At 69.6% G+C, this 14,347-nt stretch carries 15 protein-coding genes; 4 read left to right on the top strand and 11 right to left on the bottom strand.

Annotation, left to right across the window (positions count from 1 at the left end; genetic code table 11):
• Positions 1-68 precede the first annotated feature (68 nt).
• Positions 69-1,715, bottom strand: a complete 1,647-nt coding sequence (gene groL / locus JJQ90_RS09920) for a chaperonin GroEL (RefSeq protein WP_216874818.1) — start codon at positions 1,713-1,715, stop codon at positions 69-71.
• A gap of 98 nt (positions 1,716-1,813) precedes the next feature.
• The gene (groES, locus tag JJQ90_RS09915) at positions 1,814-2,125 is read right to left on the bottom strand and encodes a co-chaperone GroES (RefSeq protein WP_216874817.1); all 312 of its coding nucleotides are present in this window, start codon (positions 2,123-2,125) and stop codon (positions 1,814-1,816) included.
• A 292-nt stretch (positions 2,126-2,417) separates the two neighbouring features.
• On the opposite strand from groES, the gene JJQ90_RS09910 reads away from it, so the two are divergent.
• Positions 2,418-2,702 (top strand): usg protein, encoded by a 285-nt coding sequence (locus JJQ90_RS09910; protein WP_216874815.1) that lies wholly within the window; start codon positions 2,418-2,420, stop codon positions 2,700-2,702.
• A gap of 211 nt (positions 2,703-2,913) precedes the next feature.
• Here the strand turns inward: JJQ90_RS09910 and ubiM are convergent, their stop codons facing one another.
• The 3 genes from ubiM to JJQ90_RS09895 all read right to left on the bottom strand — a co-directional run bounded on the left by ubiM (position 2,914) and on the right by JJQ90_RS09895 (position 5,668).
• The gene (gene ubiM, locus JJQ90_RS09905) at positions 2,914-4,107 is read right to left on the bottom strand and encodes a 5-demethoxyubiquinol-8 5-hydroxylase UbiM (protein WP_216874813.1); all 1,194 of its coding nucleotides are present in this window, start codon (positions 4,105-4,107) and stop codon (positions 2,914-2,916) included.
• Positions 4,108-4,178: 71 nt separating this feature from the next.
• Positions 4,179-4,856, bottom strand: coding sequence for a TVP38/TMEM64 family protein (locus tag JJQ90_RS09900; protein ID WP_216874811.1), 678 nt, complete (start codon positions 4,854-4,856; stop codon positions 4,179-4,181).
• 2 nt (positions 4,857-4,858) lie between these two features.
• Positions 4,859-5,668 carry a glycosyltransferase family 2 protein gene (locus JJQ90_RS09895; RefSeq protein ID WP_216874809.1) on the bottom strand — a complete coding sequence of 270 codons (810 nt, stop codon included), beginning with the start codon at positions 5,666-5,668 and terminating at the stop codon, positions 4,859-4,861.
• A gap of 97 nt (positions 5,669-5,765) precedes the next feature.
• Here JJQ90_RS09895 and JJQ90_RS09890 point away from each other — a divergent pair, with 97 nt between their 5' ends.
• The 3 genes from JJQ90_RS09890 to tldD are packed head-to-tail and all read left to right on the top strand — an operon-like array spanning position 5,766 to position 10,545.
• Positions 5,766-6,833: a COX15/CtaA family protein gene (locus JJQ90_RS09890; protein WP_216874807.1), complete on the top strand. Its 1,068-nt coding sequence runs from the start codon at positions 5,766-5,768 to the stop codon at positions 6,831-6,833.
• The gene (locus JJQ90_RS09885; RefSeq protein ID WP_216874805.1) at positions 6,830-9,118 is read left to right on the top strand and encodes a PAS-domain containing protein; all 2,289 of its coding nucleotides are present in this window, start codon (positions 6,830-6,832) and stop codon (positions 9,116-9,118) included. The genes JJQ90_RS09890 and JJQ90_RS09885 overlap by 4 nt, the downstream gene beginning before the upstream one ends.
• Positions 9,115-10,545 carry a metalloprotease TldD gene (gene tldD, locus JJQ90_RS09880; protein WP_329959419.1) on the top strand — a complete coding sequence of 477 codons (1,431 nt, stop codon included), beginning with the start codon at positions 9,115-9,117 and terminating at the stop codon, positions 10,543-10,545. The genes JJQ90_RS09885 and tldD overlap by 4 nt, the downstream gene beginning before the upstream one ends.
• Positions 10,546-11,069: 524 nt before the next feature.
• On the opposite strand, the gene JJQ90_RS09875 is transcribed toward tldD, so the two are convergent.
• From JJQ90_RS09875 to JJQ90_RS09850, 6 genes are all read right to left on the bottom strand, one after another.
• On the bottom strand, positions 11,070-11,291 hold the full coding sequence (locus JJQ90_RS09875; protein WP_216874803.1) for a hypothetical protein: 222 nt from the start codon (positions 11,289-11,291) through the stop codon (positions 11,070-11,072).
• A 112-nt stretch (positions 11,292-11,403) separates the two neighbouring features.
• Positions 11,404-11,796, bottom strand: coding sequence for a hypothetical protein (locus tag JJQ90_RS09870; protein WP_216874801.1), 393 nt, complete (start codon positions 11,794-11,796; stop codon positions 11,404-11,406).
• Positions 11,793-12,416, bottom strand: coding sequence for a hypothetical protein (locus JJQ90_RS09865; RefSeq protein ID WP_216874799.1), 624 nt, complete (start codon positions 12,414-12,416; stop codon positions 11,793-11,795). The genes JJQ90_RS09870 and JJQ90_RS09865 overlap by 4 nt, the downstream gene beginning before the upstream one ends.
• A 381-nt stretch (positions 12,417-12,797) precedes the next feature.
• Positions 12,798-13,571 carry an N-acetylmuramoyl-L-alanine amidase gene (locus JJQ90_RS09860; protein WP_216874797.1) on the bottom strand — a complete coding sequence of 258 codons (774 nt, stop codon included), beginning with the start codon at positions 13,569-13,571 and terminating at the stop codon, positions 12,798-12,800.
• Positions 13,568-13,915, bottom strand: coding sequence for a hypothetical protein (locus JJQ90_RS09855; protein ID WP_216874795.1), 348 nt, complete (start codon positions 13,913-13,915; stop codon positions 13,568-13,570). The genes JJQ90_RS09860 and JJQ90_RS09855 overlap by 4 nt, the downstream gene beginning before the upstream one ends.
• A 46-nt stretch (positions 13,916-13,961) precedes the next feature.
• A complete protein-coding gene (locus JJQ90_RS09850) occupies positions 13,962-14,279 on the bottom strand; it encodes a hypothetical protein (protein WP_216874793.1) in 318 nt (105 codons plus the stop codon).
• Between the last annotated feature and the right edge of the window lie 68 nt (positions 14,280-14,347).

Below are 14,347 nucleotides of genomic sequence, written 5' to 3'. Positions count from 1 at the left end.
TCGGCAAAATCCTGCTCACGAGAAGCTGCCGTCCCGCTGCGATGCAGCGATCCGGCAGCCCCAGGCGATCAGAAGTCCATGTCGCCGCCCATGCCGCCCATGCCGCCGCCGCCGCCGGCCGGGGCCGAGGCCTTCGCCGGACGCTCGGCCACCATGGCTTCGGTGGTGATCAGCAGGGACGCGACGGAAGCCGCATCCTGCAGGGCCGTGCGCACAACCTTGGTCGGGTCGATGATGCCGGCGTCCACCAGGTCCTTGTACTCGTCCTTCTGGGCGTCGTAGCCGTAGGTGTAGACGTCGCTGCGGAGCACTTCACCCGCAACCACGGCGCCATCCTTGCCGGCGTTCTCGGCGATCTGCTTCAGCGGCGCCTGGATGGCGCGGCGAACGATCTCGATGCCGACCTGCTCGTCGCTGTTCGCACCCTTCAGGGTGTGCAGGTTGGTGCTGGCGCGCAGCAGCGCGGTGCCACCGCCCGGCACGATGCCTTCCTGAACCGCGGCGCGGGTCGCATGCAGCGCGTCGTCGACGCGATCCTTGCGCTCCTTCACCTCGACCTCGGTCGAGCCGCCGACGCGGATGACGGCGACGCCACCGGCCAGCTTGGCCAGACGCTCCTGCAGCTTCTCGCGGTCGTAGTCCGAGGTGGTCTCCTCGATCTGCGCCTTGATCTGCTCGCAGCGGCCCTCGATCTCGGTCTTCTCGCCGGCGCCGTCGACGATCGTGGTGTTTTCCTTCTCGATCTTCACCAGCTTGGCGCGGCCGAGCATGGCGAGGGTCACGTTCTCGAGCTTGATGCCGAGATCCTCGGAAATCACCTGGCCACCGGTCAGGATCGCGATGTCTTCCAGCATCGCCTTGCGGCGATCACCGAAGCCCGGCGCCTTGACGGCGGCGATCTTCAGGCCACCACGCAGCTTGTTGACGACCAGGGTGGCCAGGGCCTCGCCCTCGACATCCTCGGCCACGATCACCAGCGGACGGCCCGACTGCACCACCGATTCGAGCAGCGGCAGCATCGGCTGCAGCTGGGACAGCTTCTTCTCGAAGATCAGGATGTAGGGGTTTTCCATCTCGGCGATCATCTTCTCCGCATTCGTGATGAAATACGGGGAGACATAGCCGCGATCGAACTGCATGCCCTCGACGACGTCGAGCTCGGTCTGGATGGACTTGGCTTCCTCGACGGTGATGACACCCTCGTTGCCGACCTTCTCCATCGCCTTGGCGATCATCTCGCCGATCTCGTTCTCGCCATTGGCGGAGAGCGTGCCGACCTGCGCCACTTCGGCGGAGGTGGTGATCTTCTTCGTCTTGGCCTCGAGCTCGGCCACGATCTGCGTCACGGCCTTGTCGATGCCGCGCTTCAGGTCCATCGGGTTCATGCCGGCGGCAACCGCCTTGGCACCCTCACGGACGATCGCCTGCGCCAGGACGGTCGCGGTGGTCGTGCCGTCGCCGGCCGTGTCGTTGGTCTTCGAGGCCACTTCGCGCACCATCTGCGCGCCCATGTTCTCGAACTTGTCGGCCAGCTCGATCTCCTTGGCGACGGTGACGCCGTCCTTGGTGATGCGCGGCGCGCCGAAGGACTTGTCGATGACCACGTTGCGGCCCTTGGGGCCCAGCGTCACCTTCACGGCGTCGGCCAGGATGTCCACGCCACGGATCATGCGTTCACGCGCATTCGCGCCGAACTTAACGTCTTTAGCTGCCATGTTGATAATTCCCGATCAATCCGTTGAGGAAACCAAGCGAAGAAATGGCCGAGCGGCCGGAAATGGGGCGCGGCGTGCCGTGCCCCGTTCCGCCGTCGTCAGGCCGCCTTCGCCACGGAAGGGGTGTCGAGGATGCCCATGATGTCGGACTCCTTCATGATGAGGAGCTCCTCGCCATCGAGCTTCACTTCGGTGCCCGACCACTTGCCGAACAGGATGCGGTCGCCGGCCTTCACGTCGAGCGCGCGGAGCTCGCCCTTGTCGTTCAGGGTGCCGGAGCCGACGGCGATCACTTCGCCTTCCTGCGGCTTTTCCTTGGCGGTGTCGGGGATGATGATGCCGCCCTTGCTCTTCTCTTCGGCCGTGACACGGCGAACGAGAACGCGGTCATGCAGTGGACGAAAGCCCATGGACTTCTCCTGTCGCTTCCAGTGATTGGCAAGCTCTTCCGGAGATAACGGCGACCAGCGAACCCGTTATGGCGTCCGCTAGCACTCCCCCCAGAGGAGTGCCAGCGATGTAGGCCAAGCCCCCTTTTTCGTCAAGTCTCGGCAGCACTCAGAGAGTGCGAGTGCTAGTGGATTGATTATGAAGGTTTTTCTTGCACTCCCTTAACCCCTCCATGCCATGCTCGCCGTGCCGGGCAGGAACCGCCCGGCATGTCGCGCAGATAGTGACCCAGAAGGGTCAGGAAGGAGCACGATGCAACTCGAAGGCCTGGAACGCTTCGCCCGTCTCGCCGCCATCCCCGACTGGCACCTGACCACCGCCGAGATCCTGTACCACATGCCGGACCATCCCGGCCTGCTGCAGACCTTCATCTGGCAGAAGCACGACCTGGCGCCGAGCTTCCCGGCGCTCGGCAAGTTCCTGGCCTTCTGGCAGCGGGAGATCGAGGGCCCGCTGCATTCCGTCCGCGTCGCCTCCACCGCCCTCACCCGCCCGGCGGAGCTGCGCTATGCGGGGGGGCAGTTCATCCTGCACTGAGCAGGCATGACATCACCGGCCCTATCGCGTGACCGCTACGGGCCGACCTCAAACGTCGGGCGCTCGGACCGGTCAAGTGACCGGTCCGCTGCCATGACGGCTCCGGCAGGGCTTGGTCAGCTTCGCCTCGAATTCGCTGGCGTGGTCCCTGATGGTGCGCCTCCCTGCGACAGGGTGGCACGTTGCCAGAATCGAGGAATTTAATCTCTCGTCATTTCAATTCTGCGCCGATATGCCCCCTGGAATGGCCAGGTGCCGCATCCATCAGCCGGCCCACGATCGCCCGCCGCAGCGGCGCCAGCATGGCCCCCGCCCCGATCAGAGCCGCACGCGCCAGCCGCGCCGGGGCGCGGTCATCCGAATACAGCCGCGCCACCGCATTGGTCGCCAGGAACAGCGGCAGGGTCGCCCCCCGATGTGCGGTGGCGTAGCGGAACAGCCCGGCGATCGCCCCGGGATCAGCGCCACGACGGATTTCGCGCGCCAGGATCTCGGCGCCGGACAGGCCGAAGTTGAAGCCATGCGCCGTCACCGGATGCATCCCCACAGCCGCATCCCCCAGCAAGGCAAAGCGCCGCCCGGCGAAGCGATGGGCATAGGCCGCGACCAGCGGATAGGCATGCCGCGTGCCGGCCAGGATCATGGCGCCAAGCCGTGCCGCATAGCGCCGCGTCACCTCCGCCCCGAAAGCCTCCGGCGTCATCGCCATCGCCGCCGCGGCCTCGGCGGGCGGGAGGGTCAGCACGACGGAGGACATCGCCCCGTTCAGCGGCAGCATGGCGATGGTCTGGCCATGGCCGAACCATTCGGTCGCCACGCCGCCATGCGGCGCCTCATGCGCCACGCGGGCCACGATCATGGTGCGCCCGAAATCCAGCATCGCCGCGCCGATCCCGGCCAGGCGCCGCGCCTCCGAGAAGCGCGAATCCGCCGCGACGACGAGCCGGGCGGTCGCCACCTCCCCGCCCTCCAGCGTCACCCTGGCGCCTTGCGGTGCCAGCGCCAGGCCGGTGACGGCGCGCCCGGCGACCAGCCGCGCCTCCGTGGTGGCGGCCGCCTCGAACAGGGCGCGGCGGATCAACTGGTTTGGCACCAGCCGGCCGAGCGGCTCCCCTGCCCGCCCCGGCGCGAAGCGCAGCGCCAGCGGCGAGGCACCGTTCAGCACCTTCGCCTCCCGCAGCGGCGCGGTCTCGGCAGCCGGAATCCGTCCCCAGGCGCCGAGGTCCCGCAGGATGGCCTGGGAGCGATGGGTCAGCGCGATCTCCCGCCCATCGAAGGCGGGCTCGGCGATGGCCGCCTCGGGCGCCCGCTCCAGCAGCGTCACGCGCAATCCGCTGCCCGCGAGGGCGCAGGCCAAGGCGAGTCCGGCGGGGCCAGCCCCGATGATGGCGACATCCGTATCCATGACGCCTCCTTTCACCCAGGCGAGCTGGGTCGTCCTTGATGCGGCGCAAGCCGCCGCTCAGCTTTCGTCATTCAGCTTTCGTCATCGAGGGCCCGCGCCGCCCGGTGCCGCCGCAGCAGCCACAGGCCGAGCCCGAAGGACACCGCCAGCAGTGCCGCCGCCAGCCCGAGCTGCCAGGCGCCCTCCACGCGAATCCCCTTGCCGAGCAGCGCGAAGACCACCGTCTGCGGCAGGTAGCCGAGCGCGGAGGCCGCGAGGAAAGGGCCCGCCGCCAGACCGGCCATTCCCCCCAACAGGTTCAGCGCCAGGTTGTTCCCCACCGGCAGCAGCCGCAGCGCCAGGGTGGCGGCGAAGGGCTGTGCCTGAAGCGTGTCGCGCAGCGGCCGCAGCCGGTGGCCGAAGCGCCCAGCCATCCGCCGCTCCGCCCATGCCCGCCCCAGCAGCCGCGCCCAGGCATAGGTGGCGGCGCATCCCAGCAACTGCGCCAGCAGGCCCAGCGCCGTGCCCAGCACCGTGCCGAAGCCGTAGCCACCGAGAAAGGCGATGCTCTGCCGTGGCACCCCGGCGGCCGTCAGCGCGGCACCGACCAGCACGAAGATCATCTCGCCCCACAGCCCCTCGCCGCGGATTTCGCGATCGATCCAGCCGGTGCCGGGCACCCCGCCCATCTGCCGCAGCAGGGCGCCCGCCGCCAGCAGCCCGGCCGCCAGCAGCAGCAGCTTCGCGATGGAGCGCCAGCGTTCCGCCATGCTCAGCCCGGCGGCGGCGCGGGCGCCACGCGTTCCGCGCGCGGCCGCTTCCAGCGGCGCTGCAGCCAGATCACGCCCAGCATATCGGAGATGCTGACCAGCAGCCGGTCCAGCGTGCCGTAGTTGGATTGGCCCCGAAGGCGCGGCCGGTGGTTCACCGGCTCGCTCACCACCCGCCCCCCGGCGCGCAGCACCAGGGCCGGCAGATAGCGGTGCATGTGGTCGAAGCGCGGCAGTTCCAGGAACAAGGCGCGCGGAAACACCTTCAGCCCGCAGCCGGTATCCGGCGTCGCATCGCCCAGCAGTTGGGCACGGACGGCATTGGCCAGGCGGCTGGTCACCCGCTTCACGCCGCTGTCCTTGCGCTTCGTGCGATGCCCGGCCACCAGCAGGTCCGCCTGGCCCTGGCTCAGGCCCTGGGCCCGCGCCCAGAGCGCCGGGATATCCGCAGGGTCGTTCTGGCCATCACCATCCAGCGTCGCGATCCACGCGGCCCGCGCCGCCAGCACGCCGCTGACCACGCCGGCCGACTGGCCGCAGGATTGCGCATGGCGCAGCACCACGACCGGGTAGCGCGCCGCGGCCTCCGTCAGCCGGGCCAGCGTGTCGTCGGAGGAACCGTCATCGACGCAGACGATCTCATGGGCCGTGCCGGCCAAAGCCTGTGCGATCTCCTCGATCAGCGGCAGGACGTTCGGACCCTCGTTGCGCATGGGGATGACCACCGAAATCAACGGCGTGTCGCTGTGCGGGGGCAGGTCCGGATTGGCAGGGACGGGCCGCTCCGGCCTCTGGAACGGGTCGGGGGCCATGAGGCGCGGGGTAGCAGGGGGCGGAGCGGGCGGCAAGCGGGGTGGCCGAGGGCGCGGGATGCTGCAAAAATGCCCCGCGCCTTATATATGTCCCGCCATGCCCTTCGATCCCCCGCCTCCTGACATCACCCAGCGCGGCGCCACCCGCGCCGTGGCCACCTGGCTGTTCGGCGTCGCCGGGCTGGTCTGGATCATGGTGGCCATCGGTGGCGCCACCCGGCTGACCGGCTCGGGCCTGTCGATCATGGAATGGGCGCCGTTGTCCGGCACCCTGCCGCCGCTGAGCGAGGCGGAGTGGCAGCGGCTTTACGAACTGTATCGCACCATCCCGCAATATGCCCTGGTCAACCAGGGTTTCGGGATCGAGGGCTTCAAGCAGATCTTCTGGCTGGAATGGATCCACCGTTTCTGGGGCCGGCTGATCGGGCTGGCCTATGCCGCCGGCCTCGCCTGGTTCTGGCTGCGCGGCCAGATTCCCGCAGGATCGAAGGGCCGGCTGCTGGGCCTGCTGGCACTGGGCGGGCTTCAGGGCGCCGTCGGCTGGTACATGGTCGCCTCCGGCTTCGAGGCGGATCGCACCGCCGTCTCCCCCTATCGCCTGGTGATCCATCTGGGGCTGGCGCTGCTGATCTATGCCGCCCTGGTCTGGACCGCGCTCGGCCTGCTGCGGCCACAGGGCGATGCGCCGCCGGCGGCACGTCCGGCGCGGCGCATGCTGAAGGTGGCGGTCTGGACGCTGGTGGGCGCCATGCTGGCCGGCGGCTTCGTGGCCGGCATCCGCGCCGGGCTGAGCTTCAACACCTTCCCGCTGATGGATGGCCAGTTGGTGCCGGACGGCTATTGGCTGCTGTCACCGGCGTGGACCAACCTGACCGCCAATGTCGCCGCGGTGCAGTTCAACCATCGCCTGCTGGCGACCCTGACAGGGCTGTTCGCCATCGGCGCGGTCTGGGCGGCGCTGCGGCGGCTGCCGCCGGGATTGGCCCGCAGCGCCGTGCTCGGCTTCGGCGCCGCGGTCGCCCTGCAATATGCCCTCGGCGTCGCCACGCTGGTCCACGTGGTGCCAGTGTCGCTCGGCACGCTGCACCAGGCGGTGGCGGTGCTGGTGCTGACCACGGCGCTGGTCGCGTTGCACGCGCTGCGGCCGTCGCCCTCCCCCCCGTGACATCTTCTCCCACCGCCCCGGTGGACCGGCTGCGCGCGCTTCTCGCGGCGCTGCCGGTCGCCGTGACGGTCTATGACGCGGAGCATCGCCTGGTGCTCGCCAGCGATGTCAGCTTCGCCTGGCACGGCCTCGACCCCGCGGCGGTGCTGCCCGGGACCAGCCTGGCGGAGATGATCGGCTTTCTCGCCTGGAACGGCGCCTATGGCCCCGGCGACCCGGCCCAGATCATCCGCGCGCTGCTGTCCATCGACCGAAGCCAGCCGCATAGCCGCCTGGTGCGCAGCCGCACCGGCCGCATCGGCCTGACCGAAAGCCGCCCCCTGCCCGGGGGCGGCTTCATGACCTGCACCACCGATGTCACCGCGATCCATCGCGCCGAGACGGAAGCCACCCTGCGCGCCCGCCTGCTGGAGACGGTGCTGGCGCGGCTGCAATCCGGTGTCGCGGTCTTCAATTCGGACCTGCGGCTGACCCTCTCCAACACGGCCTATGAGTCCCTGATCGGCCTGTCCGGCGGCGGCGTCCACCCGGGCATCACGCATCGGGAGATCCTGGACCTGCTGCAGGAACGCGGCGAGATGGATGCGGCGGAGGTGCGGGAGACAGCCGACCGCATGGCGCATGGCCGCTTCCAGTCCGGCACGCGCCAGCGCACGCGCCCGAATGGCGATGTGCTGCGCATCGGCAGCCAGCCACTGCCCCCCGGCGGCTTCATGATCGAGCTGGACGATATCACCGCGCTCAAACGCGCGGAGGATGAGGCCAGCCAACGCGCCGCCCTGCTGGACGGGGTGCTGGAGGCGCTGCCGCACGGCGTCTGCGTCTTCACGCCCGACCGCCGCGTCGCCAGGTTCAACCGGGCCTATGTCTCGATCATGGCCGGCTCCCCCATCGCCAGGGGGGAAAAGCTGGAGGATCTGGTGGCGCGGCGCCTGGCAGAGAGGGAGTTCACCGCCGAGGAAGCGGCCCTGGTGCTGCGCCGCCCCACCGAGGCGACAGATGGCGGGTTGTTGCGGCATGTGCGGCCGAACGGCACGGCTGTGGAAAGCCGCGTCGCGCCGCTGCCGGATGGCGGCCATATCAGCGTCCTGACCGACGTCACCGCCCTCCATCGCGCCGAATCCGAGGCCAGCCACCGCGCCGCGATGCTGGAGGCGATGCAGGGGTCGATCCGCCAGGGCATCTGCATGTATGGCCCGGACCACCGGCTGCTGACCATCAACAGCCGCACCGCGGCGCTGATCGGCCTGCCGGACTCCTTCCTCCAACCCGGCAGGGCCGTGAATGAGGTGCTGGACGAGCAGGTCCGCCGTGGCGAGATCTCGGCGGAATCGGCGGCGCGCGCCAAGGCCAATGACCGGACCAAATCCTACGCCTACCACCGCAGCACCCGCGATGGCCGGGTGATCGAGGTCACCTCCGACCCCATGGCGGATGGGGGCTTCGTCATGACCTTCACCGATGTGACGGAGGAATACCGCATCCGCGCCGAGCTGGAGCGCGCCCGGGTCGCGGCGGAGGCCGCCTCCGAGGCCAAGTCCCGCTTCCTGGCGACGATGAGCCATGAGCTGCGCACCCCGCTGAATGCGGTGATCGGCTATTCCGAGGCGCTGGCCGGCGAACGCGACCGCAAGCGGCAGGAGGATTATGCCCGCTGGATCAACGAGGCCGGGCGCCACCTGCTGCTGCTGATCGACGACATCCTGGATGTGGCGCGCAGCCAGACCGGGGCGCTGGAGATGGCCGAAGCGCCGGTGGAACTGGCCCCGCTGCTCGCCGGCGCCCGTGCGGCGATCGCGGTGGAGGCGGAACGCGCCGGGCTGACGCTGGTGATGGAGGTGCCACAGGGCCTGCCCTCATTGCGCAGCGATGCGAAGCGTCTGCACCAGTTGCTGGTGCAGCTTCTGTCCAACGCGGTGAAGTTCACCCCGGCCGGTGGCCACATCACCCTGACCGCCACCACCTCCGCCGAGGGGCTGGCGATCCGCATCGCCGATACCGGCATCGGTATCGCGCCCGAGGACCGGGAAAGGGTGTTCGAGCCCTTCACCCAGGTGGACAATTCCCTGGCCCGCCGCTTCCATGGCTCCGGCCTCGGCCTGTATCTGGCACGCAGCCTGGCGGAGGCCCTGGGCGGCACGGTGGGGCTGGAAACACCATCCGGCCCCGGCACCGTCGCCATTCTGCGCTTCCCGGCCGACCGGCTGATCGCCATGCCGCCGCCAGGTGACTTGGCGGCCGGGACCCCATATCCCGTCACAACGCCTGTGAAGGACTCGCCGTGACCGACGCCCTGGCTGCCACCGATGCGCTGTTCTTTGCCCGGCTGGACCGTGCGGAGGCCGAGCGCCTGACCCGCCTCGCCACCGCAGGCGCCGAGGATGGCGAATTGTTCCTCGAACACCGGGAGAGCGAGGGGATCACGCTGGAGGACAGCCGCATCCGCTCCGCCAGCTTCGATGTCACCAGCGGCTTTGGCCTGCGAAGCGTGGCCGGCGAGGCCGCCGGCTATGCCCATGCGGCGGAGATCACCGAGGCCGCGCTGGGTCGCGCCGCGGAGACGGTGAAGGCGGTGGCCGCCGGCCATTCCGGCACGCTGGATGTCGGCCCCCGCGCCACCAACACCCGGCTCTATTCCGAGCTGAACCCGCTGTCCGCCATGGAATTCGCCACCAAGACGGAGATGCTGGCGGAGATCGACGCCTATGCCCGCGCCCGCGACCCCCGGGTGAAGCAGGTGATGGCCTCCATCTTCGGCGAATGGCAGGCGGTGCAGATCCTGCGCCCGGATGGCTCCCGGGTGGCCGACCTGCGCCCGCTGGTGCGGCTGAACGTCGCCGTGGTGGTGGAATCGAATGGGCGGCGGGAGACCGGCAGCACCGGCACCGGCGGCCGCTTCGCCTATGAACGCGTGCTGAACCAGGCCACCTGGAAGGCCGCGGTGGAGGAAGCCCTGCGCCAGGCGCTGCTGAACCTCGACAGCGTGCCCGCCCCGGCAGGCGAAATGGAGGTGGTGCTCGGCCCGGGCTGGCCCGGCATCCTGCTGCACGAGGCGATCGGCCATGGGCTGGAGGGCGACTTCAACCGCAAGAAGACCAGCGCTTTCGCGGGGTTGCTCGGCCAGCGCATCGCCTCCCCCGGCGTCACCGTGGTGGATGACGGCACCATGCCGGATCGCCGCGGCTCGCTGAGCGTGGATGATGAGGGCACGCCCTCGGGGCGCACCACGCTGATCGAGGACGGCATCCTGGTGGGCTTCCTGCAGGACCGGCAGAATGCCCGGCTGATGGGCGTGGCGCCGACCGGCAATGGCCGCCGCCAGTCCCATGCCCATATCCCGATGCCGCGCATGACCAATACGGTGATGCTGGGTGGCGACCGCGACCCCGGCGAGATCCTGGCCAGCGTGAAGCGCGGCATCTACGCGGTGAATTTCGGCGGTGGCCAGGTGGACATCACCTCCGGCAAGTTCGTGTTTTCCGCCAGCGAGGCCTATCTGATCGAGGATGGGAAGATCGGCGCGCCGGTGAAGGGCGCAACGCTGATCGGCAACGGGCCGGATGCGCTGACCAAGGTGGCGATGGTCGGCAATGACATGGCGCTGGATGCCGGCATCGGCACCTGCGGCAAGCAGGGCCAGGGCGTGCCGGTGGGCGTCGGCCAGCCGACCCTGAAGATGATGGGGCTGACCATCGGCGGGACCGCCGTCTGATCCAACGCCCGAGAAGGCTGACCTGCGGCCGGTGAAGCCGGCCGAGGTCGCGTATGCGGCGAGCCAAGCCCGCGGAGCGGGTGGTGGAGGCGCTGTTCATCGCGGCAGAGATGCAGCGTGGGCACCGGCGGCTGCGCCTGGCCGACGGTCGGCAGGGGCGCGAGCGCCTGGCCTATGCCGGACACGCGCCGGTTCCGACGCTGGCCATGCCTGACGCCGGGCCGGGTCGCGCCGCAGGCCAACTGCCACAGCGCCCGACGCGCGCCTGGGCCGCCGGAAATCCTACCGAAACCACAAACAAGCTGAGGAAAATGACGTGGCCGCTCTCGCAAAGCGGCAAACCTGGCGGACCCGAAGAGATTCGAACTCCTAACCCCCAGATCCGTAGTTATGGGAATTGTATTATAAATCAACGACTTGTTGCAGTGACAGAGGGGCTGTCGGCGGTCAGAGAGGAATGTGATTGGCGGTCGTGCAACAGAGGTCAAGGCATCCCGGCCGGGTCGTCTTCTGCACGTCATCCATCACCAGTTCCTCCCACGCTTCGCCCGCGCCTTCGCCTTGCGCTTGGCGGTCCATGTGTCGTCGCGAGGCGGCGGGGGGGGCGCCTGCGGCGCCGGCAGGATGCGACCCCCTGGCGCCTTGCGCTCGCCCGGCCCGATCTGCGGCGTGGCGAAATCATGGAGGGGCTGCGCCAGCGCCAGCAGGGCGGCGGCGGCCAGCAGGCTACGGCCATGCGGGTTCATGCGAGCACCCATGTCGCCGCGCTGGCGCCGGCCAGGAAAACCGTCGCCAGCATCAGCGCGTCTGCCAGACGGCCAAGCCGCCGCTCCGCCGGGGTCGTCTCGGGGCTGCTTGTCATTGGGCAATCCTCGGCTTGGCCGCGTGCCGCCGCGCGATGCTCGCTGCGTTGGTCTGGATGTGCAGCAGGTCGGCCTCTCCCGCCGCGGCCATGTCCACCCCAGCGGCCGACGCCAGCGCCGCCAAGGCGAGAACTGCATGCCCAACCTCCAGCGCGATAGGGTCGGGCGGCTTGGCGAAAACATACCTGACGACCTGGATTGCAGCGCCTTCCGTGAGGCCTGGAGAGCCGTCCGGCCCCGGCGCCTGAAAAACCTCCAGCGCCTCTTCCAGGAACCGCAATCGCCGCTCATTCAGATCGGCGGCGCTGGAATCGCCAAGGCACGCCGCAACTGCCACGGCAACCCGCGCCTGGAACGGCACGACGGCCGTCGGATTTTGCTCGGTCATGTCTTGCCCCTCCGCTTGTTCAGCGCGGCGCCGAAGGCTGGCGTCCCGCGCTTTCCGAAATGGCGGGCCAGCGTCCGCTGCCCGATGCCCGTCCGCGCCGCACACTCGGGGCCGGACAGGTCGTGGTTGAACCAGATAGCGCGGGCAGCCTCCAGCCGATCGGCGCTGATCCTGGCCTTGCCTGCCGGCCTGCCGGGGCTTCCCTGGCGCGCGCGCTCCATGACGGCCTTGCGCTCATCCGCCTTGATGTCGGCGGCCAGCCGCAACCCGGCCGCGACCCCATCCTTGGCCTCGGGAGGCACGCTGTAGCGGTCGCCCGTGCTGGCGATGCAGAGGACGGCGCCGTGCTCGCTGATCTTGGCCAGGAAGCGCAGGGCTTCATCCTCCATCGTGGCGATGACCGCCGGGCGAGACACCCACACTTCATCGCCCGGCCGAGCGGAGCCGATGATGTGGTCGCGCTCCGGCTGCGCCGCCTCGCCGGGGCGAGGCTTCCGCATGGCCCGATCGAGATATGCCTCTGCCATCTCAGCTTCGGTCAGGCCGGCCGCTGCAAGGGCCGCTCGCTGATCTGCCAGACTTGGGAGGCCTTTGCGCTCGCATAGATACACCAGCCTCACCGCTTGCCGTCCTATCGTATTTGGCAATTTGCCACTTGCTATGCAGAACGGCAAGGCTAGAATATGGGCACTTAGCGAGCAAGGCCGGAGGGCGGTGCCCGCGATCCCTAACCCCGGAGGCCGAAATGCCCTTACTCCACCCGAACGACCCGGCGGTCGAAGCCAAGGCACGAGCGCTATATGAGGCGCGTCGCAAGACTGTCTCAGGCCGCCCCGCTTGGGATCGGCTGAACCCGGCGGACCCCTACGATATGGGCATGAGGCAGGCCGCGATTGCTCACGCCCGCGACGCCCTCGCCGAAGCGTCCACGCAACCCCCCGAAACGCAAAAAGCCCCGCCCGGCACATGGCCTGGCGGGGCTTTCTGATTCGGCACACCTATCACCCCACCAGCCGCCGAAACCGCGCCATCGGAAAGGCCGGCCCCGGATCCTGCTTGCGGCCGGGCGAGATGTCGTCGTGGCCGACCACGTCCCGGATCGTTGGATAGGCCGCCAGGATGGCGCGGGTCAGATCGTCCAGCGCGCGCAACTGCGCCTCCGGATAGACCTCCCACGCCATACTGGCGCCGCCGTTGCGATGCGCGGCCAGCAGCACCTGCCCCACCGGCACGGCGCGGCTGAGGCCGTCGCGGGTCCAACCATCCGGAACCCGCTTGTTCAGCCAGCCGATATTGGCGATCTCGATCCCGATCGAGTGCCGGTTGAGGTCGGTATGGCCGCCCCAGGCAGACACGCCGGCATGGTAGGCCGCGCGATTGCAGGGCACGGTCTGGATCACCCTGCCGTCACGATCGACGAAAAAATGCGCCGAGAGCCCAGCCTGCTTGATCGCCCGAACCGAGTTGGCCGCCGACCAGCCGGCCGTGTAGTGCATCACCAGGAACAGCGGCGTGATGACGCCGCCCAGGCGCGGGCTCGGGTCGAAATTGGCGCCGACGAGCCTGTGATTGTCGATACGCATCCAGGCGACCGCGGGCGCGGCCACCACGGGCGGCGGGGGCGGCGCCGCCAGGGCATCGCCCACGGCCGGCACCGGCAGGGGCGCGCGTGGCGCCACGGGGGCGCTAGCGATCGGCGCGGCGGTGCTGGCGGCCGGCGCTGCGACCTCCCGCCGCCCGGCCAGCAAGGCGAAGATGGAGGAAAGCCAGCTCATTGGCGGCCCAGCATGCGCGCCGCCTCCTTGCTGCTCAGCACCAGGTTGGGCGCACCTGGCGGCGGGGCGCGCGCCGCCTCACCCAGCAGCTCCGCCGCCTTCAGCACCGCCTGCGCCTCGGGCGGCGGGGCGTCCGGGGTCAGGATGCGCTGCACCTGCACCGCCGCCACAATCACCGCGCCCAGCATGGCCACGATACGCGCGGTATAGGCCTCCGCCTGCGTCAGCAGCGCGTCCATGTCGACGCCGAACGCCACCGCGGCCAGCACAACCAACAGCCCGAGCTGGCCGACGGCCGCGCGCGTACTGTCCTCGCCCAGGCGGGCGAGAATCCATTTCCACATGATCGTCTCCTTGGGATGTGCCGCCCGCACCCGGGGCGGCGCGGGGCTACTGGCCGTTCAGCCGCTTCCTGGCGGCTTCCGCCAGCATATCGATCAGCCGGGTCCCCAGCACGCCGCTGAACCCGCCCACGCCGCCAACCACCAGCATGCCGCGCCCGGCGTCGAATAGCTCCGGGCTCCAATACAGCGCGCCGGACGCCGCGATGATGCCGAGCGTGGCGCCGACGCACGCCTCAATAGCCAGCAGTACCGGCGACCTGAGCCCGCCATGCAGGGCCAGCACGACCCGCGCGAAGGCCCCGAGCAAGCCGGCGCCCGTCGCGATTTTGAGGGCAAGCCACTGGTCATCCGTCATGCGCCGCATGTCTCGTGTCTCCGCATCGTGGTGCCTCCATTCGTGCGGGTGGTGCGGCGTCGCCGCGTTGAGCGGCG

Origin of the sequence: Falsiroseomonas oleicola (assembly GCF_019029495.1) — a bacterium.
Classification (GTDB): Bacteria; Pseudomonadota; Alphaproteobacteria; order Acetobacterales; family Acetobacteraceae; genus Falsiroseomonas; species Falsiroseomonas oleicola.
The sequence above is the reverse complement of the archived record's forward strand: the minus strand, read 5'-3'. Positions and strand labels throughout refer to the sequence as shown.

Bases quoted from the DNA above. Each gene is read 5' to 3' on its own strand.
- JJQ90_RS09850 (WP_216874793.1), bottom strand. From the start codon at position 14,279: ATGCGGCGCATGACGGATGACCAGTGGCTTGCCCTCAAAATCGCGACG.
- groES (WP_216874817.1), bottom strand. From the start codon at position 2,125: ATGGGCTTTCGTCCACTGCATGACCGCGTTCTCGTTCGCCGTGTCACG.
- ubiM (WP_216874813.1), bottom strand. From the start codon at position 4,107: ATGGATACGGATGTCGCCATCATCGGGGCTGGCCCCGCCGGACTCGCC.
- JJQ90_RS09875 (WP_216874803.1), bottom strand. From the start codon at position 11,291: ATGAACCCGCATGGCCGTAGCCTGCTGGCCGCCGCCGCCCTGCTGGCG.
- JJQ90_RS09900 (WP_216874811.1), bottom strand. From the start codon at position 4,856: ATGGCGGAACGCTGGCGCTCCATCGCGAAGCTGCTGCTGCTGGCGGCC.
- JJQ90_RS09855 (WP_216874795.1), bottom strand. From the start codon at position 13,915: ATGTGGAAATGGATTCTCGCCCGCCTGGGCGAGGACAGTACGCGCGCG.
- groL (WP_216874818.1), bottom strand. From the start codon at position 1,715: ATGGCAGCTAAAGACGTTAAGTTCGGCGCGAATGCGCGTGAACGCATG.
- JJQ90_RS09910 (WP_216874815.1), top strand. From the start codon at position 2,418: ATGCAACTCGAAGGCCTGGAACGCTTCGCCCGTCTCGCCGCCATCCCC.
- JJQ90_RS09895 (WP_216874809.1), bottom strand. From the start codon at position 5,668: ATGGCCCCCGACCCGTTCCAGAGGCCGGAGCGGCCCGTCCCTGCCAAT.
- JJQ90_RS09890 (WP_216874807.1), top strand. From the start codon at position 5,766: ATGCCCTTCGATCCCCCGCCTCCTGACATCACCCAGCGCGGCGCCACC.
- JJQ90_RS09870 (WP_216874801.1), bottom strand. From the start codon at position 11,796: ATGACCGAGCAAAATCCGACGGCCGTCGTGCCGTTCCAGGCGCGGGTT.
- JJQ90_RS09860 (WP_216874797.1), bottom strand. From the start codon at position 13,571: ATGAGCTGGCTTTCCTCCATCTTCGCCTTGCTGGCCGGGCGGCGGGAG.